The following is a 22591-nucleotide window of genomic DNA, read 5'->3' on the forward strand; positions in this document are numbered from 1 at the left end:
ATCACGCCCTGTGGGGAGGTACGTCGGGGTCGTCAGCCGGCCGCGGGGGCACCACGCCGGGGGCGGGCCAGCCGGCGGCACCGGCGACGGGTCCGGCGGCGGGCGGGGCCGGCGGCACGGGCGGCACACCACCGGGCATCCCGGTGCCCGGGCCGGTGCTCTCGTGTCCCGGCGTCATGCCGGCCGCGTGCGCGGAGTCGGGGCGGGACGCGGACGGGCGGGCCATGCCGCGCAGCACGTACGCCAGGGCGCCCAGGATCGCGGCAGTGATCAGGGCGGCGGCCCAGTCGGGCAGGCCGAGGGCGAGGGCCAGTCCCACGGCGAGCGCGAGGGCCGCGCCCGCGTACAGGGCGAGGGCGCCGGACGCGGCGTACAGCGCTGCCTTGCGACGCTGCTTGCGCGTCTGCTCGCGCAGTTCGTCCCGGACGGTCTCGCGCGCCACCTGTGCCAGCTCGTCGACCAGATGCTTGTCCAGATGCTCCAGGTGATCCAGCGGCTTCATGCCCGGCCGGGTACCCTCGCCCCCTCGCGCGTAACTAGGCTCGTCCCCATGGAGATTCTGGGTGCCACACTGCGCGTCTGCGTCGACGACCTCGAGACCGCGATTCCCTTCTACGAGCGGCTGGCGGGCGGCAGAGCCCAGCGCTTCGAACGGGGCGGTGTCCAGGTGGCGGCGATCGGCTGCTTCCTGCTGATGAGCGGTCCCCCGGCCGAACTGGAGCTGCTGCGCAAGGTGGCTGCGACGATCGCCGTGACGGACGTCGAGGAGACGCACAAGGTGCTGACCGAGCTGGGCGCCCACATCATCGCGGGGCCCATCGCCTCCCCGGCGGGCCGCAACCTGATCGCCCTGCATCCGGACGGGTCGGTCTACGAGTACGTGGACCGTCAGGCGTGATCCCGGCCGGGGCCCGGCTCAGCGCCGCCGCCCCGGCTCCTCGATCATCTCGGTGGTGATGGCCCAGCGCTCGTGGTCGCGCCAGGCCCCGTCGACGAAGAGCATGTTCGGCGAGAAGCCCTCCAGGCGGAATCCGCGGCTGCGGGCCAGGGCGATCGACGCGGCGTTGCCGGGCTGGACGTTGATCTCCAGCCGGTGCAGCCGCATCGGGCCGAACGCGTACCGCACCACGAGGTCCAGCCCTTCGCTCATCAGCCCCCGCCCGGCGGCGTGCGCGAAGGCGCCGTAGCCCAGCGTCCCGGACTGGAAGCCGCCCTCGACGATGTTGTTGATGTTGATGAACCCGGCGATGGACCCGTCGCCCTTCTCGCAGACCAGGAAGCCGGCCTTGGAGGGGTCCTCGATCAGCCGGGCCGCGTACGCGGTGTACGCCGGTGCGCTGTCGGGCGGGAAGAGCCACGGCTGGTGCAGGTCCTTGCTCTCCCGGGCGCGGGCGGTGAACTCGGCGCCGTCCTCGTGGGTGAAGTGGCGTATGCCCACCCGGGGGCCTTCGGCGAGGTAGCGGGATGCGTTGTGCGGCACCCCGCCACAGTAACCGCGCCGGCCGTGTCTTTCAGGACCCGACGACCGGCAGCCGGAGCACGCCGGGCTCGCGCGGTCCGCTGACCACGGTCACCGGCTTGATCCCCCGGTTGCCGAAGTAGGCGTCGTCGCTCGCCGCGATCACGAACCGGAGCCGGTGCCCGGCCTCGTACCGGTGCACGATGCCGGGCAGGGTGACGGTGAAGCTCTTCGTCACGTCCGGTACCCGGACCGGCGCGACCAGGCGGCGCACGAGGGTGCGGGTGCCGTCGGGGGCGACGTCGTAGATCTTGGCGAAGAGGACGAGCTTGTCGGCCGCGTCGCCGGAGTTCTGCGTGCGCTCGGCCTTCGGGGAGTGCACCTTGAGCGTGGCCCGGGGCGCGCCGACGACGTCGAGGGGGCGTTCCAGCGGTTTGCTGGTCCAGTCGAGGTAGGTGCCCTTCGTATCGTGTGGGGGTGGGTCCTGCAGCCCGATGAGTCCGGCCAGTGAGCTCTCCGAATGGCTCGTGGGGATCATCCAGTTGGCGTAACCGCGAGTGCCGCGGGCCACCTTGTTGCGGTTGTCGACGAGCTTGCCGTCCCCGGAAAGGTACAGCGTGCGGTTGAGCGCGGGGACGTGGTCGGCGGTGGCGTAGGTGCGGTTCGGGTCGGTCACCCAGTCGCGGTGGTAGGCGAAGGCCGGTCCGGTGTCGGTGTGCGTCTGCTTGCGCAGGTGGCGGTCGAACCAGGCGAGGACGCGCCGGCCGACGTAGCTGGTCTCCAGGTTGCCCCGGGACAGGTCGAGTTCACCGGTGTCCGGGCCGGTGAGCCCACCGCTGTGGCCCCAGGACTGCCAGATCATCTTCACGGGGGTGCCCTGGGCCCGGAGCGTCCGGTACGTCGCCGTGGCCTCGTTGAGGTTGAAGAGGGTGTCGGCCTGCCCCTGGACCAGCAGGGTGGGTGCCTTGACGCGGTGCAGGTACGACACCGGGGAGACGCGGCGGGCGAAGGCGAGCAGCTCGGCGGTCCGGCCGGCGGGGTACCTGCCGGAGTTCAGGGTGTGGATGGTCCGGCAGGCCCGGGTGACGAAGTGCAGGCAGGCCAGGTTGTTGATGCGGGAGGGATCGAGGCTGGGCTGGAGTAGCGGCTGGCCTTCGCCGATGAGGTAGAACCCGTTGGTCCACTGCCACTTGAATGCGCCGGGCACGGAGGGGGCGCCGACGGCGTTGTTGGGGTCCAGCGAATAGGCCAGGTCGTGCCAGGTGATCATCGGGACGAGTGCGTCCAGGCGGTGGTCGACGGAGGCCGTCGCGAGCTGGACGGCGCCGCCGTAGGAGCCGCCGATCATGCCGACGCGCGGGTCGCCGGGGGCGTCGAGGGTGACGAAGTCGGCGGTGCTGCCGTCGTCGGCGGCGCGTTTGCCGCCCAGGAAGTCGACGAGCTGCGAGGCGGCGGCGCCGTCGATGTCCGGGTCGTCGAGGGAGACGAGGCAGCCGCTGCGGCCGAAGCCGAGCCCGGAGTAGACGAGGGAGACGTAGCCGCGCTGGGCGAAGGCCTTGCCGATGGCGTCCGTCGAACCGTCCGACTTGCTGCCGCCGAAGCCGTTCGTGCCGAGCACGGCGGGTGCTGGGTGGCCCCGGTCCACGCCCGCGGGACGGTACAGGTCGGCATCGACGGTGCAGGAGCGGCCGCCGGCCTGGACGGTGAACTTCAGCGGGGTGACGGTGTAGGGGTCGGCCGCGGATGCGGGTGGGGTGAGGACGAGGGGGGCTGCCAGGGCGGCGCCCAGAGCGAGAGCGAGGGGTGCGCGGGATCTGGGCACGCGTCGGGACACACGGACCTCCACGGTGAGGGGCGACGGCAACGACGACAACATGGACAACCCGGATACCGACCAGTAGGTACTGGTCGGTAGTCATGTTGTGACACGTGTCAGGGGGCGTCAATCACCGAAACGAGGGTTTCTTGACAGGGTTTCAGTAGCGGCGGGCTCAGCTCAGGACCGGCGCGTCGAACGTCAACGTGCCTATGCCGGCGTCCAGTTCGGCCGGAACGCCGAGGGGCATCGTCAGCGCGCCCTCGCCGTGCCCGAATCCGAACTCCTCCACGACCGGGACGCCGAGGCCGCCGAGCCGGTCGGCGAGCACCGCGCGCAGTTCCTCGTACGGGCCGCACGCCGCCCAGGAGCCGAGCACGATCCCGGCGACCCCGTCCAGCCAGCCGGCGCGCAGGAGTTGGGTCAGATACCGGTCGACGCGGTACGGGCGCTCGCCCACGTCCTCGATCAGCAGCAGCCCGCCCCGGGCGCCGGCGAGGGCGTGCGGGGTGCCGAGGTCGCTCGCGAGCAGGCTGAGGCAGCCGCCCAGGGTGACGCCCCGGGCCCGTCCGGGCACCAGCGCGGTGCCGCCCGTGGGCACCGCGGTGACGGTCCGCACGGACTCGGGCTCGAAGAGGGTGGCCCGCAGGTGTTCCTGCGCGCGGGCGTTCTTGAGGAAGTCGACACCGGCCGCCGCCGGGCCGTACAGGGTGACCAGTCCCAGGCGGGTGGCGAACGCCTGGTGCAGGACGGTGATGTCGCTGAACCCGGCGAACACCTTCGGGCCCGCCGCCCGCATCGCGTCCCAGTCGAGCAGGTCCGCCATGCGCTGCGCCCCGTATCCGCCCCGGGCGCACAGCACGGCGGCGACGGCTGGGTCGCACCAGGCGTTCTGGAGGTCGGCGGCCCGCTGGGCGTCCGTGCCGGCCAGGTAGTCGAACTCCCGGTGGCGGCCGAGCACATGGGGCGCCACCACGGGGTCGAGGTCCCAGCCGCGCAGGACGTCGAGACCGGCCTGGAGCCGCTCCTCGGGCACGGGTCCGCTGGGCGCGACGACGGCCACGCGGGCGCCGGGGCGCAGTCGGGGTGGTCGCAGCAGAGGTCTCACTTCTTGAGCTCCAGGGTCGGGACGCCGGGCGGGTGCAGCCCGAACACCTGGGCGTACAGGGAGAGTTCGGCTTCCAGGGCGCGCACCATGGTCTCCGCCCGCCGGAACCCGTGTCCCTCCCCCTCGAAGGCGAGGTAGGCGTGCGGCACCGGCCGGTTGCCGAGCCGGGCCAGGAACCGCTCGCACTGGACGGGCGGGCAGATCACGTCGTCCAGGCCCTGGAGCAGCAGGAACGGCACGTGGAGGCGGTCGGCGTGGGTGGCGGGCGAGCGCTCCGTGTAGCGCGCGGGTACGTCGGCGAGCGGCCCGATCAGGCTCTCCAGGTACCGCGACTCGAAGTCGTGGGTCTCGCCTGTGCCCCAGCCGGTGAGGTCGAGGATGGGGTACTTGATCGTGCCGCAGGCGTAGACGTCGGTCGTGGTGAGCGAGGCGGCCGCGGTCCAGCCGCCCGCGCTGCCGCCCCGGACGGCGAGCCGGTCGCGGTCGGCGGTGCCCTCGTCGGCGAGGGCCAGGGCGACGGCCGCGCAGTCCTCGACGTCGACCACGCCCCACTGCTCGCGCAGCCGTTCGCGGTACGCGCGGCCGTATCCGGTGGAGCCGCCGTAGTCGACCTCGGCGACGCCGATGCCGCGCGAGGTGAAGTAGGCGATCTCCAGGTCGAGTACGAGCGGCGCGCGGCTGGTGGGCCCGCCGTGCGCCCAGACGACGTACGGCGGCAGCTCGTCGGCGGGGGCGACGCGGCCGGGGTGGTGCGGCGGGTAGATGTGGGCGTGGATGTCGCGTCCGTCCGGGCCGGTGAAGGTGCGGATCTGCGGCTCGGGGTAGTACGCGGGGTCCACGGCGTCGTCGTGCTCGGCGCCGACGACGCGGGCGTGGCCGGTACGGGCGTCCAGCTCGACCACCTCGTACGCGCTGCGCGGGCTGGCCCCGACGGCGACGACCCGCTCGCCGTGCGCCGCGAGGGTGGCGGCGAACTCGGTCCAGGGCCCGGCCGCGTCGACGACCTCACCGGTCTCCGGGTCCAGGATGCCGAGGGCCGTGGCGCCCCGGCCGTGCACGACGGCGATCAGGCCACTGTCGAGCGGCGCGAACCATCGCATGCCCAGTTTCCACAGCGCCCCGCCGAACTCCTCCTCGCGTGGGCACAGAGGGTCCCCGTCGAGGTAGAGGTTCCACCAGCCGCTGCGGTCGCTCGCGTACAGCAGGCGCCCGTCGTGGGTGAAGTCGGCCTGCGCGACGGACTCGCCGGGCCCGCCCGCCACGGTCCTGGCGCCGTGCAGGGTGCCGTCGGGGCCGACGTCGGCGAGGAGCAGTTCGGTGCCGTCCCACGGCATGCGCGGATGGTCCCAGGCGAGCCAGGCCGCCCGCCGCCCGTCGGGAGACAGGCGCGCTCCGGTCACGAACCGGCTCCGGTCGTCGGTGAGTTCGCGTACGGCATCCCGGTCCCGGGCGGCGGAGCCGTCCAGCGGTACGGCCGCCAGGACGCGGCGCACATCGGTGGGCCCGGGGCCGGTGAACTCCTCCAGCACGCACCACACCTCGCCCCGCTCGGGCCGCAGTCGCGGCTCGGCCCAGCGCAGTCCCACGTCGGACACGGGCGTGAGCGGACGCGGCTCGCCACCCGGCTCATATCGGTACAGCCGCTGGTCGGCGAAGTTCACGAACACCACCAGCGGGCCGTCCTCCCCCGGGAGGGCGGCCCAGGGATGTCCGCCGTACTCGATGACCCGGCTGCGCACATTCCACGGCGCGGGCAGCACCGACTCCTCCCGTCCGTCGGCATGCCGCCGCACCAGGGTGCGCCTGCCCGCCTCGGCGGGGCGGGGCTCGGTCCACCACACCTCGTCGCCGACGAACCCCACGTACTCCGGGTGCCCGTCGTGCGCGGCGGCCAGGGCCGCGTCGATGGGCGAGGGCCACGACCCGTACGCCAGCGTCCGCACCGTCTTCCCCACTCCCCTAGGCCGTCCGCAGGAACCGGTCGAGCACGCGGACGCCGAAGTGCAGCGCCTCGACCGGGACCCGCTCGTCGACGCCGTGGAACATGGCGCCGTAGTCGTAGCCCTCCGGCAGCTTCAGCGGTGTGAAGCCGTAGCCGGTGATGCCGAGGCGGGAGAACTGCTTGGCGTCCGTGCCGCCGGACATGCAGTACGGCACCACGTGTCCCTCCGGGGCGAACTCCTCGACGGCGGCCCGCATCCGGGCGAACGTCGCCGAGTCCACCGGCGCCTGCAGGGCCACCTCGTGGTGATGGAACTCCCACTCCACGTCCGGCCCGGTGAGCCGGTCGAGGGTGTCGCGGAACTCGTCCTCCCCGCCGGGCAGATACCGGCCGTCCACGTGTGCCACGGCCTCCCCGGGAATCACGTTGATCTTGTAACCGGCGTCCAGCATGGTCGGGTTGGCGCTGTTGCGGATGGTCGACTCGACGAGCCCGGCGGCCGGTCCGAGCTTGTCGAGCAGCCGGTCCACGTCGGTCAGGTCGGGCTCGATACCGTACAGCGCGGCGAGCTCGGTGAGCGCGGCGCGCACGGTCGGGGTCAGCCGCGGCGGCCACTCGTGCTCGCCGATCCGGGTGATCGCGGCGGCGAGGCGGGTGACCGCGTTGTCCGTGTTCACCTTGGAGCCGTGCCCGGCCCGGCCGCGCGCGGTGAGCTTCAGCCAGGCGGTGCCCCGTTCACCGGCCGAGACGGGGTAGATCTGCCGTCCGGCGCCGTCGTGGAAGGTGAAGGCGCCCGACTCGCTGACGCCCTCGGTGCAGCCCTCGAACAGCGCGGCGTGCCGGTCGGCGAGGAACCCGGAGCCGTCCTCGGCGCTGGCCTCCTCGTCGGCGGTGAACGCGACGACGATGTCCCGCCGGGGACGGACGCCCTGGCGTGCCCAGGCGCGGAGCACGGCGAGGATCATCGCGTCCATGTTCTTCATGTCGACGGCGCCGCGTCCCCAGACGACTCCGTCGCGGATCTCCCCGGAGAACGGGTGCACGCCCCAGTCGGCGGCCGCGGCGGGTACGACGTCCAGATGGCCGTGGAGCAGCAGCGCGTCGGCCGAGGGGTCGGTGCCCTCGATGCGGGCGACGACGTTGGTGCGGCCCTTGGTGCGCTCCAGGAGCGTCGGCTCGATGCCGGCCTCGGCGAGCCGCGCGGCGGCGTACTCGGCGGCGGGCCGTTCCTGGCAGTCGCCCCCGCCCCGGTTGGTGGTGTCGATCCGGATCAGGTCGGACGTGAACGTCACGACCTCGTCCAGCGCCTGCCCGTCCGGCTGCTCAGCCATACTGCTCCTCCACCGCGGCCGAGACGATCGTGGTGACCGCCTTGAAGGCGCGGATGCCCTGGTACATGGTCTCGCTCGTGTACGCCACCTTCCGCTGCCCGATCCGCTCCACACCCGGCACGACGGTGGCGGCCATGGCCAGGTGCTCGGCGTCGAACTCGACGGCGACGGTGAACGGGCCGCCGCGCACGCGTTCGTGACGCACGGCCAGTGAGGCCGCCTCCTTGGCGGCCGCCCTGATGTCGGCCGCGGTCCTGGCGGGCGTCCGGCACACCGCCGCGTACCGCGAGACGTGGTCCTTCACGGCGACCTTCAGCGCCTCGGGCGCGTACCCGAGCGCGTCCTCGCAGGCGACGTCGTCCCCGGTGACCAGCACGACCGGCACTCCGAACTCGGCGACGACATGGGCGTTGAGCAGCCCTTCGCTGGCAGGTACGTCGTTCAGCCACACGCCCGTGATCTGGTTCGCCAGGTAGGTGTGCGCGAGGACGCCCTCCATGCCGGCGCCCGCGTGGTAGCCGACGAAGGCGATGCCGTCCACGTCGCCGTGCTGCACGCCCTCCACCATGGACAGCGCCTTGTGCCGCCCGGTGAGCAGCTGGGCCCGCTCGTCCAACTGCTCCAGCAGCAGATTGCGCATGGTCCAGTGCGCCTCGTTGACGATCACCTCGTCTGCGCCGCCGTCGTAGAAGCCGAGCACGGCGGCGTTGACGTCCGAGGTGAAGAGCGAACGGCAGCGCTCCCACTGCGAGGCGCCCGGCAGCACGTCGTCGGGCCAGGTGACGCCGGTGGCGCCCTCCATGTCGGCGCTGATGAGGATTCTCATGACGAGCCGTCCCCCCGGATGGAGATCTTCATGGTTCGTCACGTTACGCGCTGCGGGCGGAACCGGCTACGACATGTCACCACCGTATCGGCAGGTCGGTGATGAACGAGGTGAGACGGTCGGCGAGCAGCCGGTCGTCGCGGGCCGAGTAGTGCCAGTGGCAGCCGAGGAAGTCCAGGCCGGTGTCGTCGAGGCGCCAGTAGCGGACCCGGCGGTCGCCCGCGCCCGTGCGTTCCTCGACCACCTGCTGGACGTGTCCGGCGAACGGGCCGGCGCCGACGGCCAGGATGGTCGTCCCCGGCCCGTAGCGCGTCCGCAGCTTCTGGAGGAAGCCGCTGTAGGCGCTCCGGTAGGCGGCGGCGAGGCTCTCGTCGGTCCACGGCTCGCCCGGGTTGACTGGGGTCGAGAAGTCGTTGGTGCCGAGGTGGACCACCACCAGTTGCGGCCGCCAGGTGCCCGGGTTCTGCCAGACGTCGCCGGGCACGTTCAGCAGCGCGCGGTCGTAGAAGCTGCGGTAGTTCACCTCCGGTGTCCCGCCGTTGTAGTTGCGGACCATCCCCAGGCCCGAGTACGCGTTGATCTGGTAGTCGGCGCGCAACCGCCGGGCGGTGAGGGCGCCGTAGCTCACGTCGGAGTTGGTGGTGCGCTTGAGCTGCTCGCCGGTGCAGTCGCGGGAGGTCGAGAGGTTGCCGTAGCCCACCGTGAGGGAGTCGCCGATGAACTCGATCTGGCGGCTGCGCGCGGCCGGCCTGGTGAGGACGGCGCCGCCGGGCGCGGCGACGAAGCCGCCGAACGAGCTGGTGCTCCAGGGGGTGTCGTTGCGTTTGACGAGCCGGACGGTGTGCACGCCGTCGCGCAGGCCGTTGATCCAGTGGGTGGTCCGGCCCGGTGTGACGAGGGTCGCGACGGTCGTTCCGTCGATCTGGACGTCGTAGTCGGCGGCCGGGTCGTCGAGCACGACGCCGATACCGGTGCCGCGGAAGCGGCCCTCGAAGTACACGCCGGGCCAGCTGTACTGGAGCACGTCCCCGGCGTCCTTGACCCGCCCGGCGGTGTGCACGCTCGCGCGGACGGCGTCCTCGTCCGGCGGGGCGGCGGTGGCGACCGCGGGCGGGCCGGCCAGCGCCATCGCCGCCGTCGACGCGACCAGGATCCGTAACCAGGGCAACGGCATGACTGTCCTCCGGGGGGACGAGGCAGGTGCACGGACCGGGCACGGATGACCGTACACCGACAAAAACCCCGCCCACCAGACCGCGTCGCGCTCAGCTCCGCAGCCGGTCGAAGCCGAAGGGCACGAGGGCCTCGGGCCGGCGCCCGGTGACGACGTACTCGGCGAGCCGGTGCCCGGTGACCGGACCCAGGGTGACCCCCAGCATGCCGTGGCCGGTCGCCGCGAAGGCGTTGTCGTGCCCCGGGACGCGGTCGATCACCGGGAGCCCGTCGGGGAGGAACGGCCGCCCGCCCACCCAGGGGTCCCTGATCAGACCGACCAGGTCGTCCGGGTCGTCGAACCAGCGGCCCAGGTAGTGCCGGCTCGCGAGGGCGACCGCGACGACGCGGCGCCAGTCGAGGCGGTTGTTGTTGCCGCTGAGCTCCATCGTGCCGCCGATCCGCGTGGTGCCGCCGATCGGCGAGGCGACGGCCCGGCGCTCGCCGAAGTACAGCGTGTGCCGGGGCGCCGGATCCAGGTCCACGGAGAAGCTGTAGCCCTTGCCCGCCTGGAGCGGCAGACGGTGCCCCAGGAACCCGAGCAGATCCGGCGAGCGCATGCCGGCGGCGACGACGACCGCCGAACAGGGCAGTTCGGTGTCGGCGGTGCGCAGCGCGGTGACCCGGCCCCCTGCCGTCCGGAACCCGGTGACCTCGGCGTTCTCGTGGATCTTCACACCCGCGGCGGCCAGTGCCTCGCCCAGGGCACGGGCGAACGCCTCCGGGTCGACGACCCCCTCCCCCGCCACCAGATAGGCCGCGCGCACGGCCGGTGACAGCGCCTCGTCCAGCAGGTGCGCCTCGGTGCCCGTGACGATGTCGTCGGGCACGGGGTAGTGCCCGTCCGCCATCTCCCGCTGGAGCGCGAGGTGGTGCCGGGCCTCGGCCGGCGACAGGAAGGCGTGCACCATCCCGGGCCGGGTCAGCGTCGTGTCCACCCCGGCCTCGCGCAGCCCGTCGAACAGGGCGAAGGTCTCGCGGTTCAGCTCGGCGATCGCCCCGTAGCCGCGCTTGAACACGGCCGGTGTGCTGCTGCGCCAGAACCGCCACAGCCACCGTACGAACGCCGGGTCCGGAAGCGGCCGCAGGTACAGCGGGGAGTCGGGACGGCCGAGTGAGCGCAGGGCGTAGCGCACCACGCCCGGAGCCGGCACCGGCGTCGAGTGGCTGAGGCAGACCCAGCCGGCGTTGCCCCGGGACGCCCCGGACCCGAGCCGGCGCCGCTCGACCACCTCCACCGGCAGCCCCGCGGCGGCCAGGTAGTAGGCCGTGCACAGCCCCACGACACCGCCGCCCACGACGACGACCGGGTCCGCCGTACCCGACACGGCACTCATGACGCGTTCCCGTACGACGCGAGGAACTCCCTGGTGCGGGCCTCGGCGGGGGTGTCCAGGACGTCCTCGGGCCGGCCCTCCTCCACGATCCGGCCGCCGTCGACGAACACGACGTGGTCGGACACCTCCCGGGCGAAGGGCAGTTCGTGGGTGACGAGCAGCATCGTCATCCCGTCGGCGGCCAGTTCGCGCATCACGCTCAGCACCTCCCGGGTCGCCTCGGGGTCCAGGGAGGAGGTGGGCTCGTCGAAGAGCAGCACCTCGGGCCTCAGGGCGAGGGCCCGCGCGATGGCGACGCGCTGCTGCTCGCCGCCGGAGAGCTGCTCGGGCTGGGCGAGGGCACGGTGGGCCACCCCGACCCGGCGCAGCAGCGCAACGGCCCGCTCCAGGGCCTGCGGTTCGGGCACCCCCGCCTTGAGCTGCGCGAGCACCACGTTCTCCACGGCGGTCAGGTGCGGGAACAGATGGAACCGCTGGAAGACCATGCCGACCGTGCGGCGCAGCCGGGGCAGATCGCGGCAGACCATGCGGCCGCCCTCGTGGACGACCTCCCCGGCGACCTCGACGGTGCCCTGGTCCGGGCGCTCCAGCAGGTTCACGCAGCGCATCAGGGTCGTCTTCCCGCCCCCGCTCTGCCCGATGACGCTGACGATGCTGCCCCGGCCGACCTCCAGGTTCACCCGGTCGAGCACGAGCCGGCCGTCGAAGGACTTGCACAGTCCCTCGATCCGTACGACGGCCTGGGAGGAGGCCCGGGTGGCGGGCGTCGCCGCGGCCACTGACTCGGTCATGCGGACACCTCCTTCGCGGGGACGGCGGCGGCCGGCCCGGCGGCCAGCAGGGCACGGGCCGCCCGCAGGCGCCGCCGTCGCCACGGCGACAAGGGCACTCCCGACCGGACCTTCCGCTCCAGGAGCAGCAGCAGCTGGGACAGCGGGTAGCACAGGGCGAAGTAGATCGCCGCGATGACCAGGTACACCTCCAGGGCCCGGAAGGTGGCCGAGGTGATGAGCCGCCCCTCGGACATCAGCTCGGCTGCGGAGACGGTGACCAGCAGCGAGGTGGACTTGAGCAGGTCGACCAGCATGGTGTTGGTGCCGGGCAGCGCCAGCCGGAGGGCCTGCGGCAGCACGATGTGGCCGAAGATGCCGGTCCTGCCGATCCCCAGCGCCTCACCGGCCTCGGTCTGCCCGGCGTGCACGCCGCTGATCGCGGCGCGGAAGATCTCGGACAGGTAGGCGGCGTAGAAGACGATCAGGCTGAGGCAGCCTGCCGTGAAGACGTCCAGCCGGATCCCGGCCGAGGCGAGGCCGAAGTAGGTCAGGAAGATGATGGCGAGCAGCGGGATGTTCTTGAACACCTCGGTGTAGACGGCGGCGAGGGCACGCGCCGGCCAGGCCTTGCTGAGCCGGAGCAGCGCCACGGCCAGGCCGAGCAGCACCGCACCCGCGAAGCTGACGACCGTGTAGGACACGGTGCGCCCGAGCGCGGAGATCAGATCGGGTCGGTAGTCGGACCAGGGGACCTCGAAGAGACCGGACATGGCGGCTGCTTTCACTGGGCGATGGACGGGGGCGTCCAGTCCTTGGGCCGGTCCACGCCGCGGCGGGCCGTGGCGACGTCGGCGGCGGGCACGAGGAACTGCTTCGGGTCGCCGCCGTACTTGCGGACGAGCTTGTCCAGCTCGCCGTTCTGGTACATGGCGTCGATCTGCGCGGAGATCGCCCGCTCCAGCTTGGTGGCCTTCTTCGGCAGGTAGAAGCCGGTCTGGTACGGCTGGAAGTACGCGTAGGCGGGCTTGGCCTTCACCTGCGCGGCGGTCGGCGGCGTCAGGTACCGGGTGTCGATCTTCAGCTCCGGACGCTGCTTCTGCGCCGCGATGATGATCAGCGGGTCGAGGAAGCCGACGTCGACCCGGCCCGCGCCCAGGTCGTCGAAGACGCCGTTGGCATCGGGGTAGGCGTGCAGCTTGCCACCCGGCACGGCCTGGATCGACTTGACCCAGACGTAGCCCTCGACGGTGCCCAGGTTCAGGCCCTCGAGGTCCCCGACCGTCTTGTACGTCTTGCCGCTGCGGACGGCCATCGCCGGGGGCGAGTAGTAGGGCGGATCGGTGAACAGCCCCTGTTTCTGCCGGTCGGCGGACCACGCGACGCCGCCGATGGTGATGTCGACCCGGCGGGACTGCACCCCGGCGAGCATGCCGGCGAAGTCCGTCACCTCGGGCTCGATCTTCAGGCCGAGCTTTTTGGCGGCGTAGGCGAGGATGTCGCCGTCGAGTCCGACGATTCTGCCGCCCTGGACGCTGGTGTAGGGGGCGTAGGGCTGGACGGCGACCTTCAGGACGCCGGGCGTGAGCGTGCCCAGCGCGGCGGTTTCGGCGGACACGTTCTTCGGGGCGTCGTCCCCGCCCGAGCCGCAGGCGGCGGTGGACATCAGGAGCATCGCGGACAAAGCGAGAGCGAGCGAGCGCACACGGATCATCGGCTCGGGCCTTCCGTCTCGGTGCTGAAGGATCCCGCCGATTCACCGGACACTGTGCACCCGGCGGGGAGGTGGTGAGGCCCATACGCTAGGCACAGGCCCGCCGCGCGTCACCGTTCACTTCGTACGAACTTGTCGCATGAATCCCCGCCTCCCCTGTACGGTGCGTCCAGCCCGGACCGCCCCTGGCGGGAGGAATCGCCCATGCTGAGCCCGTCACTCGCGCAGGAGATCGCCGGGGACACCTCCGCGGTCATCGGCTTCAACGTGCTGATCACCGACGCGGAGGGCATGGTCATCGGCAGCGGCGACAGCAGCCGCGTCGGCACCTTCCACGAGGCGTCCGTCGAGGTCGTCCGCACCAAGGAACCCGCCACGCACAACACCTCCCAGGCCCAGTCGCTGCGCGGGGTCCGGCCCGGGATCACGCTGCCCCTGGTCACGGACGGGCGGGCGGTGGGAACCGTCGGGATCACCGGCACCCCCGCGCAGGTGGGCCGCTTCGGGCTGCTGGTGAAGCGGCAGACGGAGATCCTGATCCGCGAGTCGGTGATGCTGCGCTCCCGGCTGCTCGCCGAGCGGGCGGCCGAGAAACTGCTCACCGACATCGCCGCGTACGACCCGCTGGTCGTGGAAGGCGACCTCCTGGTGTTCCGGGCCGCCGACCTCGGCTTCGACCTGCGGCTGCGCCGGGTCGCGGTGGCCTTCGAGGTGACCGTGCCGGATTCGGGCGCCCGTCGGGGTGCCCGGGCCCGGGACGTGGCGCTGGTCCGCTCGGAGCTGCTGCGGACGGTCCGGGACGTCTTCGCCGACCCGCAGGACATCGTCGCCGGCACGGCTCCTGGCTGGATCGGCGTCCTGCACCGGCTGCCGGCCCGGGCCCCGGCGGACGCGCCGGCCGCCGACTGCCGCCGCGTCACGGACGTCATCGCCGCCCAGGACGGGCTCACCGCCCGCGCGGGCATCGGCGAACCGGCCACCTCCGTCGGCGCTCTGCACGACTCGTACCAGGACGCCTGCGACGCGCTGCGCCTGGGCGCCCGGGTGGACGGCGGCTCCACCGTCCACGCGATCGGCGATCTGCGGGTCCACCAGCTCCTGGCGGCGGTGAGCCAGTCCGCCCGCAACCGGCTGCTCGACCTGACCGCCGCGCGGCTGCGGGAGCAGCCGGACTGGCCGGTCCTGCGCGACACGATCACCGCCTGGTGCGAGAGCGGCTTCAACCTCGTACGGGCGTCAACGGCGCTGCACATCCACCGCAACACCGTCGTCTACCGCATGAACAAGATCGAGCAGCTCACCGGCCGCCCACTGCGCGAGCACCGGACGGCCATGGCCCTGTACCTGGCGTGCCTGGCCGACCGGCTGGGCGGCCCGGACCGCTGACCGTCCGTTCTCAAGGACCTCTAGGCCGTACGCCCCGCCACCAGCCACCTGGAAGGCAGCTCGATGCGCGTGCCGTCGGAGTCGAACTCCGTGGTCACCAGGGGCAGTTCGCCGCTCGCCAGGACGGTGAGCCCGGCCGAGCGCAGGTATTCAGGTACGGCCTCGTCGGAGACCTCGCCGGGGGCGAGGCCGTGCCGGAACACGGGCGCGAGCTTGGGCGGCGGCCCGGCCGGGCCGCTCGCCAGCCCCAGCAGCACCGCCTTGGCCGCCCCCGACAGCTCCACGAGGAAGGCCCGGCCCCGGTCGCCGACCAGCGTGGCGATCCCGTCGACCAACGCCTGCCGGTCGTCCGGCTCACACTGGTGCAGCACGCCCCGCATGTAGACGTTGGCGTCGCCGAACTCGGCGTGCAGGGCCTGCGCCTCGCCCTTCTCGGCGGCGTCCAGCTGCCGGTAGGAGGCCTGCCCCGCCGGGTCGGCCCGCCGGGCGTGGTCGAGGGCCGCGGCGGACAGATCGGCGCCCACGACCCGCGGGAAGCGGTCGGCGAGGAAGCGCGTCTGGGTGCCGTTGCCGCAGCCGAGGTCCACCAGCGGCAGCGCGGGATCGGTCAGGTGCGGTTCGAACAGGGCGAGATGCGGGCCGGCGGTCACGGCCGGCTCGGCGTCCCACATCACCGTCCCCGGTTCGTCGGACGCCTCCCGCCAGAACCCCTCCCAGGCCTCCCGGTACCGGCTCGTCACGCTCATGCCCACTCCCCAGGGTGTCGACGCGGTGGTGTTCAGCGGCGCGGCAGGGTCAGCTCGAACCAGACCGTCTTGCCGGCCTTGGTCCGGCTGGTACCCCACTCGCGGGACAGTGTGCTGACGACCCGCAGACCGCGCCCGGTGTCGTCGAGCGGGCCCGTGCCGAGCAGCGTCGGCAGTTCGTGGTCGTCGTCGTCCACCTCGCACAGCAGGGTGTCGCCGCGGACCAGGCGCAGTTCGACGGGGCGGGCGTGGGAGTGCCGTACGGCGTTGGTGACGAGTTCGCTGACCATCAGCTCGGCGGGCGCGGCCAGCTTCGCCAGGCCCCAGTCGTGCAGTTGCTCGCGGACCGCCGCGCGGGCCCGGCCGACCTCGGCCGGGTCGAGGGCGAGCCGCCACTCCGCCACGTCGTCCGGTTCGATGCCGTTCAGGCGGGCCATCAGCAGCGCCACGTCGTCCTTGCGGCCGCCACGTGTGTTGAGGGCGCGGATGATCGTGTCGCAGGCGTCGTCCATGGAGGCGGCCGGATGGGCGGCCGATTCACAGAGCGTCGCCAGGCCCACGCCGATGTCCTCGCCGCGCACCTCGACCAGCCCGTCGGTGCACATCACCAGCCGGTCGCCGGGCCCGACGCGCACCCGGACCGCCTCGAAGGGCACCCCGCCGACGCCGATGGGCGCTCCGGTGGGCAGGTCGAGCAGTTCGCTGCGCCCGTCGTCGGCGCGGACCAGGACGGGCGGGATGTGACCGGCGTTGGCGAGGTGCAGTTCGCTCGCGATCGGGTCGTACACGGCGTACAGGCAGGTCGCGAGGTAGGTGTCGCCGAGGCGCTGGGCGAGGTCGTCGAGGTTGCGCAGCAGCTGCGCGGGCGGCAGGTCGAGCCCGGCCATGGTCTGCACGGCCGTGCGCAACTGGCCCATCATGGCGGCCGAGTTCAGCCCGTGGCCCATGACGTCGCCGACGACGAACGCGGTGCGGCCGCCGGGCAGTTTCACCGCGTCGAACCAGTCGCCGCCGACCCGTCCGAGCAGCGTGCCCGGCAGATAGCGGGTGGCGATGTCGCAGCCGGCCATGCGGGGCGGGATGTGCGGCAGCATGCTGTCCTGGAGCGTCTCGGCGACGTTCTCCTGGTAGGTGTACATGCGCGCGTTGTCGAGCACGAGGCCCGCGCGGGCGGCGAGTTCGGCACCGGTGACACGGTCCATGTCGTTGAAGACGGGCCGTTCCGGGTGCCGCAGCAGGATCATGAAGCCCAGCACGACATGGCGGGCCTTCAGGGGGACGATCAGCATGGAGCGGCCCGTGATGAGCGGCCGGATGTCGCGCTTCTCGAACTGCGCGGCGATGGCGTGGCCCATCTCCTCGCTGATGCGTGGCACGAGCACGGGCTCGCCGGTCGTCATGCACTGGAAGAACGGCGTGTGCGCCGGGAACGGCATGGCCTCGCCGACGGGCACGACGTCGTCCCAGCGGCCGGGTTCGTCGGTGTGCTCGACGGCGACCCGGTGCCACATGGTCGTCGTGTCGGGCACGCCCTCCGGGAAGCCCTCGCCCGCGACGACCTGTTCGCGCAGGTAGGTCCCGGCGACGTCGGTGAAGCGGGGCACGACGGCCCTGCTGACCTCGAGGATCGTGCGGGACAGGTCGAGGGAGGTGCCGATGCGGCCGCTGACCTCGTTGAGGAACTCCAGGCGCTCGCGGACGGCGGCGTACTCGAGGTCCTCGCCCTCGTCCCGCAGCTCCTCCGGGACGGGCTCGCCGGCGGCCAGGGCCCGCGCGGCCCGTTCCCGGCGTGCCTTGCGCTCGGTGCGCCGGGCGACGCCCCAGTCGGGCGTGACGGGCACCCGCTCGTTCTGGCTGAACTCCAGGACGGGGTAACCGAGTTCGAGGACCTGCGCGACGATGCGGGCGCTCTCGCCGACGCTCATGCTGGGCAGGATCTCGGGGAGTCGGCGGGCGAGGTCCTCCGACCCGGGGAAGTCGGTGTGCAGCGCGAAGCCGGGTGCGATCCGCTCGAACGCCCCGTCGGTGCCGCCGGCCCGCAGCCCGTCCGCGTCGGCGGCCAGCACGAGCAGCCGCTCGGGGCCGGGGCCGATCAGGGGATAGGCCCACCACAGGACGTCGACCCGGTCGCTGCCGGGTGCGGTGAGCCGGGCGCGGCCCGCCGCCGGGTAGGACAGTCCGCCGTCGAGGGACGCTTCGAGGCCGGGGCCGGGGCCGTCGTCGGCCTCGTACGGGGTGGTGTCCTGGTCCTCGGGGAGTGCGCCGGAGACGGGGAGCAGGTCGAGGGCCGCGCGACCGATGGCCTCGTCCTTGGGGACGCCGAACAGGCGCCGTGCGCCGGTGCTCCAGTGCGACACGAGGCCTTCGCGGTCGATGACGACCACGGCCAGGGGGACACGGCCGGGCTCGGTGGCTTCCGTCACCGTGCGGTGCCCGGCCGCGGGGCCGGGTGTGTCCCTCTCGGTGTCACGGTCCATGGCCCAGGCCCTCTCTCCCCACGGATCCGCAAGATCTGTGCCGGCGTCACCACCGTACGGCGACCGCCGGTTGCCATGTGCGGCAATGGGGGAATTCCTCGCGCGGGGTTCGCACCGGCGTGCGACCCCGCGCGCCGGTGCGGGTTCAGTCCTCGTGTCCCAGCTGGAGGTCCCGCTCGGTGCGGCCGCCTCCGGCCACCTGGAGCACGGTGGCGACGGGCGGGTAACCGGCGGCGATCACGGTGTACTCGCCGGAGGACAGGTCGACGAACCGGAACGTGCCGTCGGCGCCGGTGGTGAGGGTGTCGACGACGTTGCCCGCCACGTCGAGCAGCGTCACCCGCGCGTCCTCCACGGGCCGGCCGCCGCCCGCCCGGACGGTGCCGCGCAGGACGGCGCCGCCGGCCAGTTCGATGTCCCGGCGGGTCTCGCGGGCGGCCTGCACGGTGACGGGCAGTGCGGCCGGGCGGAACGCGGGGGCGCTGGCGGCGAGGGTGTACTCGCCGGCCACCAGATCGGTGATGACGTAGCCGCCCTCACGGCCGCTGCGGGTGGTGGCCACGACCTCGCCGTGCGCATTGGTGAGGGTGACGCTGGCGTCCCAAACCGGCGTGCCGTCGGCGGTGACCACACTGCCGACGAGGTTCCCCGCGCCGCCGAGGACGATGTCCAGTTCGACGGGGCGCTCGCCGACGGTCACGGAGACCGCCTGCGGCTGGTGGCCGCCCGCGGCGGCGATCAGCACGTAGGCGCCGGGGCCCGGGGTGGCCAGCGCGTAGCGTCCGTCCTCGCCGCTCGCGCCGCGTCCGGTCTGCTGCCCGGTGACGTCGATGAGCGTGAGGGCGGCGCGAGGCACGACGGTCCCGTCGTGGTGCTGCACCGAGCCGCACACGGGGACGCCGGGCGCGTACGCGGCACGCGCCTGCGGGATCGAGGTGGTCCCCGGCGCCGTGTCCGGGTCGGTGGCGGAGGCGTTGTGGGACACCAGGGGTTTCTCCTTGAGGAAGAAGGCGATGACCAGCCCGAGGACCAGCACCGGCACCAGGTAGAGGAAGATCCGCGGCATGGCGTCGGCGTACGCCCGGATGTAGCCGTCGCGCAGCTCCGGGGGCAGGGCGTGGACGAGCTGCGGGGTGATGGACTCGGTATCCGGCAGTCCGGTGCCCGCACGCGCGGGAAGGCTCTCGGTCAGGGCGTCGGCGAGCCGGTCGGCGAGGAGCGCGCCGAAGACGGCGGCTGAGAGACTGCCGCCGATCTGCCGGAAGTAGTTGTTGGCGCTGGTGGCGGTGCCGAGGTCGGTGGGGCGCACCGAGTTCTGCACGGCGAGGATCAGGACCGGCATGACCATGCCGATGCCGGCGCCGAGGACGGCCATCCAGATGCTGTAGTGCAGCCGGGGCGTGTCGGCGTCGAGGCGGGACAGCAGCCACATGCCGGCGACGGAGAGGGCGCCGCCGAGGACCGGGTAGGCCTTGTAGCGGCCGGTGTGGCTGATGAGCTGCCCGGCGATGACCGAGGCGCCGACGATGCCGGCCGTCATGGGCAGCATGAGCAGGCCCGACTCGGTGGCGGAGGCCCCGTCGACCATCTGGAGGTAGGTCGGCAGATAGCTGGCGGCGCCGAACAGCCCGGCTCCGGTCACCAGGCCGACCAGGCCGGTGACGTTGAAGACGGAGTCCCTGAACAGCCGCAGCGGGATGAGGGGTTCGGCGGCGAAGTGCTCCGTGACGAGGAAGAGGACGGCCGCCACGGCCGCCCCCGCGCCGAGGCCGAGGATCATGCGCGAGTCCCAGGCGTACTCCGTGCCGCCCCAGCTGGTCAGCAGGACCAGGCAGGTGGAGGCGGCGGTCAGCAGCAGCGCGCCGAGGAGGTCCAGCCGGGCCTTGCCCGCCGGTTTCGGCAGCTTCAGCGCGATGGCGACGACGACCAGGGTGACCAGGCCGAAGGGCACGTTGACGTAGAAGCACCAGCGCCAGGAGAGATGGTCGGTGAAGTAGCCGCCGAGCAGGGGTCCGGCCACGGACGCGAGGCCGAAGGCGGCGCCGATCAGGCCCATGTAGCGGCCGCGCTGCCGGGCGGGCACGATGTCCGCGATGATCGCCTGGACGCCGATCATGAGGCCGCCCGCGCCGACGCCCTGGAGGGCGCGGAAGGCGATCAGCTGGTCCATGGTCTGCGCCCGGCCCGCGAGCGCGGAGCCGGCGACGAAGACGACGATCGCGAACTGGAAGACGCCCTTGCGGCCGAGCAGGTCGCCCAGCTTGCCGTAGATCGGCAGTCCGACGGTCGCGGTGAGCAGGTAGGCGGTGATCGCCCAGGACATCCGGTCCAGGCCGTGCAGCTCACCGACGATCTTCGGGAGCGCGGTGGCGACGATCATCTGCTCCAGGGCGGCCAGGAGCAGGGCCAGAAGGAGTGCGAGGAAGACCAACCGCACCCTGCGCGGGCTCAGTTCGGCGGCCGGGGCCCGTGGTGGCTCGGGAGGTTCGGGAGGTGCCACCGCCGGTTCGTCCTGCGCCAGAGTGATCCCGCCCACCTACCGCTCCCCTCGTCGCGCTGCCGCACAATTCCCGCGTAAAAGCGACAACTACGAGCAAGCGCGACGAGTTACGGCACAGGAGCGAGCCGTACGGAGATCACTCGAACCGGTGAGGGGCACAACGGCCCCTGGGTGCTTGAGCCTTGGGGAGGCTACTTCTCGACCTCGGCGGCGAGCCGGGCGAGCAGCGCGTCGTAGATCCGGCCGAGACCCTTGGGCGCGAAGGTCTTCTCGAAGAAGCCGCCGATGCCGCCGGCACCGGTCCAGGTGGTGGTCACGACGACCCGGGACTTGCCGTCGCCGGCCGGGGTGACCCGCCAGGTGGTGACCATGGAGGAGTTGCGGTCCTTCTCGACCAGCTCACCGTCGGTGGGCTCGCTGACCTCCAGGAGGCAGTCGCGCACGCGCTTGCTGGTGGCCTGGAGCTTCCAGTGGACGAGGGTGCCCTCGCCGTCACCGCCCTCCCGGACCTCGTACTCGCTGAACTGCTCGGGCAGCAGCTTCGCGCGCGTGCCGCTGTAGTCGGCGAGGGCGTCGAACAGAGTCTCCGCGTCCGCCGCGACGATCCGCTCCGTAGTGGCCTCGACCTGCGCCATCGCTTTCCTCCAGGACATGGGTTCTCGGGGATTGGGGGCAAGCCAACCACCCCGCTGCCCGGCCCCCCAAATCGGGGTCGCCCAACCCGGTCGAACACGTTCGGAAAACACCCTCGCACGATCAAGGGAACATGTGTTCTATTCTGTGGGCAGTGCTACCGAGGAGGCGTCATGCGCTGGGACAACCTCACCGAGGACTCCGAACACAGCCGGGCCGACGCCGCGCTGTTCGGCGCGGACGCCGTGACCACCCGTACCTTCGACACGCCGGAGTTCCGCGGGATCACCTTCCACGAGGTCCGGGCCCGCTCGATCATCAACCGGGTGCCGGCGGTCTCCCGGATGTCGTTCCAGTGGACGGTCAACCCCTATCGCGGCTGCTCACACGCATGTGTGTACTGCTTCGCGCGCAAGACGCACAGCTATCTCGACCTCGACACGGGTCTGGGCTTCGACTCCCAGATCGTGGTCAAGATCAACGCGCCGGAGCTGCTGCGCCGCCAGCTCGGCTCGCGCCGCTGGCAGGGCGAGCACATAGCGATGGGCACGAACGTGGACTGCTACCAGCGCGCCGAGGGCCGCTACCGCCTGATGCCGGGCATCATCTCGGCCCTGCGCGACCACGCGAACCCCTTCTCGATCCTGACCAAGGGCACGCTCATCCTGCGCGACCTGGACCTGATCAAGCAGGCCGCGGAGGTGACGGACGTCGGCATCTCCGTCTCGGTCGGCTTCACCGACCAGGAGCTGTGGCGCACCGTCGAGCCGGGCACGCCCGCGCCCGAGCGGCGCCTGGAGGTCGTACGGACCTTCGGTGAGCACGGCATCGGCTGCGGTGTGCTGATGGCACCGGTGATCCCGTTCCTGAGCGACCAGCCGGCCCAACTGCGGGCCGCCGTGCGGGCGATCGCGGCCTCCGGCGCCACGTCCGTCACCCCGCTGGTGCTGCATCTGCGGCCCGGCGCCCGCGAGTGGTTCATGGCCTGGCTGGAGCAGCACCACCCGCACCTGGTGCCCCGCTACCAGCGGCTGTACGCGGAGGGCTCCTACGCCCCGAAGTGGTACCAGCGCCGGATCACCCGCCAGGTGCACGAGCTGGCCGAGGAGTACGGCATCGGGCCCTCGCGCGCGCAGACGCCGCGCCGGATCCGGCCGCCCGAACCGGCCGAGCCACCGACGTCCGAACCGACCCAACTGTCGCTCATATAGGAGCGTTCGAGCGCATCCAGCGACCCAATCGGGTCAAGTCTTGACGGAACACGTTCTTCCAGAGCCGCTTGCCGGGACGAATCGGCGAGGACCGTGAACCCCGCGGCCCCGCCCTCCGTCCTG

The 22591-nt window shown here is 72.5% G+C and carries 19 protein-coding genes; 3 read left to right on the top strand and 16 right to left on the bottom strand.

What is annotated here, in order from left to right:
• Position 1 precedes the first annotated feature (1 nt).
• Positions 2–502, bottom strand: a complete 501-nt coding sequence (locus tag MQE23_RS09045; protein ID WP_243378824.1) for a phage holin family protein — start codon at positions 500–502, stop codon at positions 2–4.
• A 48-nt stretch (positions 503–550) separates the two neighbouring features.
• On the opposite strand from MQE23_RS09045, the gene MQE23_RS09050 reads away from it, so the two are divergent.
• Positions 551–898, top strand: a complete 348-nt coding sequence (locus tag MQE23_RS09050; RefSeq protein WP_010038732.1) for a glyoxalase/bleomycin resistance/dioxygenase family protein — start codon at positions 551–553, stop codon at positions 896–898.
• 18 nt (positions 899–916) lie between these two features.
• Here MQE23_RS09050 and MQE23_RS09055 read toward each other — a convergent pair whose 3' ends face one another.
• From MQE23_RS09055 to MQE23_RS09105, 11 genes are all read right to left on the bottom strand, one after another.
• Entirely contained in the window at positions 917–1480 is a 564-nt protein-coding gene (locus MQE23_RS09055) for a GNAT family protein (RefSeq protein ID WP_020270875.1), read from the bottom strand.
• Between the two features lie 31 nt (positions 1481–1511).
• A complete protein-coding gene (locus MQE23_RS09060) occupies positions 1512–3335 on the bottom strand; it encodes a CocE/NonD family hydrolase (protein ID WP_243378825.1) in 1824 nt (607 codons plus the stop codon).
• A 115-nt stretch (positions 3336–3450) separates the two neighbouring features.
• Positions 3451–4383 carry an LD-carboxypeptidase gene (locus MQE23_RS09065; RefSeq protein ID WP_037667738.1) on the bottom strand — a complete coding sequence of 311 codons (933 nt, stop codon included), beginning with the start codon at positions 4381–4383 and terminating at the stop codon, positions 3451–3453.
• The gene (locus MQE23_RS09070; RefSeq protein ID WP_243378826.1) at positions 4380–6338 is read right to left on the bottom strand and encodes a prolyl oligopeptidase family serine peptidase; all 1959 of its coding nucleotides are present in this window, start codon (positions 6336–6338) and stop codon (positions 4380–4382) included. Before MQE23_RS09070 ends, MQE23_RS09065 begins: the two co-directional genes overlap by 4 nt.
• 4 nt (positions 6339–6342) lie before the next feature.
• Positions 6343–7656, bottom strand: coding sequence for a M20/M25/M40 family metallo-hydrolase (locus MQE23_RS09075; protein WP_020270879.1), 1314 nt, complete (start codon positions 7654–7656; stop codon positions 6343–6345).
• Positions 7649–8482 carry a M55 family metallopeptidase gene (locus MQE23_RS09080; protein ID WP_243378827.1) on the bottom strand — a complete coding sequence of 278 codons (834 nt, stop codon included), beginning with the start codon at positions 8480–8482 and terminating at the stop codon, positions 7649–7651. Before MQE23_RS09080 ends, MQE23_RS09075 begins: the two co-directional genes overlap by 8 nt.
• 76 nt (positions 8483–8558) lie before the next feature.
• Positions 8559–9656 (bottom strand): SGNH/GDSL hydrolase family protein, encoded by a 1098-nt coding sequence (locus MQE23_RS09085; protein ID WP_243378828.1) that lies wholly within the window; start codon positions 9654–9656, stop codon positions 8559–8561.
• Between the two features lie 91 nt (positions 9657–9747).
• On the bottom strand, positions 9748–11031 hold the full coding sequence (locus tag MQE23_RS09090) for an FAD-dependent oxidoreductase (RefSeq protein WP_243378829.1): 1284 nt from the start codon (positions 11029–11031) through the stop codon (positions 9748–9750).
• Positions 11028–11822, bottom strand: coding sequence for an amino acid ABC transporter ATP-binding protein (locus tag MQE23_RS09095; protein WP_243378830.1), 795 nt, complete (start codon positions 11820–11822; stop codon positions 11028–11030). The genes MQE23_RS09090 and MQE23_RS09095 overlap by 4 nt, the downstream gene beginning before the upstream one ends.
• On the bottom strand, positions 11819–12574 hold the full coding sequence (locus MQE23_RS09100; protein WP_243378831.1) for an amino acid ABC transporter permease: 756 nt from the start codon (positions 12572–12574) through the stop codon (positions 11819–11821). The genes MQE23_RS09095 and MQE23_RS09100 overlap by 4 nt, the downstream gene beginning before the upstream one ends.
• 11 nt (positions 12575–12585) lie before the next feature.
• Positions 12586–13515: a transporter substrate-binding domain-containing protein gene (locus MQE23_RS09105; protein WP_020276625.1), complete on the bottom strand. Its 930-nt coding sequence runs from the start codon at positions 13513–13515 to the stop codon at positions 12586–12588.
• A 204-nt stretch (positions 13516–13719) separates the two neighbouring features.
• Between MQE23_RS09105 and MQE23_RS09110 the strand changes: the two genes are divergently transcribed.
• Positions 13720–14901, top strand: coding sequence for a sugar diacid recognition domain-containing protein (locus tag MQE23_RS09110; RefSeq protein WP_020276624.1), 1182 nt, complete (start codon positions 13720–13722; stop codon positions 14899–14901).
• Between the two features lie 20 nt (positions 14902–14921).
• On the opposite strand, the gene MQE23_RS09115 is transcribed toward MQE23_RS09110, so the two are convergent.
• The 4 genes from MQE23_RS09115 to MQE23_RS09130 all read right to left on the bottom strand — a co-directional run bounded on the left by MQE23_RS09115 (position 14922) and on the right by MQE23_RS09130 (position 21259).
• Positions 14922–15647, bottom strand: a complete 726-nt coding sequence (locus MQE23_RS09115; protein WP_037673111.1) for a class I SAM-dependent methyltransferase — start codon at positions 15645–15647, stop codon at positions 14922–14924.
• Between the two features lie 32 nt (positions 15648–15679).
• Positions 15680–18124 (bottom strand): SpoIIE family protein phosphatase, encoded by a 2445-nt coding sequence (locus tag MQE23_RS09120; protein WP_020276622.1) that lies wholly within the window; start codon positions 18122–18124, stop codon positions 15680–15682.
• Between the two features lie 145 nt (positions 18125–18269).
• Positions 18270–20660, bottom strand: a complete 2391-nt coding sequence (locus MQE23_RS09125; protein ID WP_243378832.1) for an MFS transporter — start codon at positions 20658–20660, stop codon at positions 18270–18272.
• Positions 20661–20815: 155 nt separating this feature from the next.
• Positions 20816–21259, bottom strand: a complete 444-nt coding sequence (locus MQE23_RS09130) for an SRPBCC family protein (RefSeq protein WP_243378833.1) — start codon at positions 21257–21259, stop codon at positions 20816–20818.
• Positions 21260–21430: 171 nt separating this feature from the next.
• On the opposite strand from MQE23_RS09130, the gene MQE23_RS09135 reads away from it, so the two are divergent.
• Complete coding sequence (locus tag MQE23_RS09135) at positions 21431–22468, top strand: Rv2578c family radical SAM protein (protein WP_020276618.1); 1038 nt, start codon at positions 21431–21433, stop codon at positions 22466–22468.
• The last annotated feature ends 123 nt before the right edge of the window (positions 22469–22591 follow it).

The organism is Streptomyces sp. HP-A2021 (assembly GCF_022807935.1).
In the GTDB taxonomy this organism is placed as follows: domain Bacteria; phylum Actinomycetota; class Actinomycetes; order Streptomycetales; family Streptomycetaceae; genus Streptomyces; species Streptomyces afghaniensis.

Bases quoted from the DNA above. Each gene is read 5' to 3' on its own strand.
- MQE23_RS09110 (WP_020276624.1), top strand. From the start codon at position 13,720: ATGCTGAGCCCGTCACTCGCGCAGGAGATCGCCGGGGACACCTCCGCG.
- MQE23_RS09060 (WP_243378825.1), bottom strand. From the start codon at position 3,335: ATGTTGTCGTCGTTGCCGTCGCCCCTCACCGTGGAGGTCCGTGTGTCC.
- MQE23_RS09075 (WP_020270879.1), bottom strand. From the start codon at position 7,656: ATGGCTGAGCAGCCGGACGGGCAGGCGCTGGACGAGGTCGTGACGTTC.
- MQE23_RS09135 (WP_020276618.1), top strand. From the start codon at position 21,431: ATGCGCTGGGACAACCTCACCGAGGACTCCGAACACAGCCGGGCCGAC.
- MQE23_RS09050 (WP_010038732.1), top strand. From the start codon at position 551: ATGGAGATTCTGGGTGCCACACTGCGCGTCTGCGTCGACGACCTCGAG.
- MQE23_RS09130 (WP_243378833.1), bottom strand. From the start codon at position 21,259: ATGGCGCAGGTCGAGGCCACTACGGAGCGGATCGTCGCGGCGGACGCG.
- MQE23_RS09105 (WP_020276625.1), bottom strand. From the start codon at position 13,515: ATGATCCGTGTGCGCTCGCTCGCTCTCGCTTTGTCCGCGATGCTCCTG.
- MQE23_RS09080 (WP_243378827.1), bottom strand. From the start codon at position 8,482: ATGAGAATCCTCATCAGCGCCGACATGGAGGGCGCCACCGGCGTCACC.
- MQE23_RS09115 (WP_037673111.1), bottom strand. From the start codon at position 15,647: ATGAGCGTGACGAGCCGGTACCGGGAGGCCTGGGAGGGGTTCTGGCGG.
- MQE23_RS09095 (WP_243378830.1), bottom strand. From the start codon at position 11,822: ATGACCGAGTCAGTGGCCGCGGCGACGCCCGCCACCCGGGCCTCCTCC.
- MQE23_RS09085 (WP_243378828.1), bottom strand. From the start codon at position 9,656: ATGCCGTTGCCCTGGTTACGGATCCTGGTCGCGTCGACGGCGGCGATG.
- MQE23_RS09100 (WP_243378831.1), bottom strand. From the start codon at position 12,574: ATGTCCGGTCTCTTCGAGGTCCCCTGGTCCGACTACCGACCCGATCTG.
- MQE23_RS09090 (WP_243378829.1), bottom strand. From the start codon at position 11,031: ATGAGTGCCGTGTCGGGTACGGCGGACCCGGTCGTCGTCGTGGGCGGC.
- MQE23_RS09120 (WP_020276622.1), bottom strand. From the start codon at position 18,124: ATGGACCGTGACACCGAGAGGGACACACCCGGCCCCGCGGCCGGGCAC.
- MQE23_RS09045 (WP_243378824.1), bottom strand. From the start codon at position 502: ATGAAGCCGCTGGATCACCTGGAGCATCTGGACAAGCATCTGGTCGAC.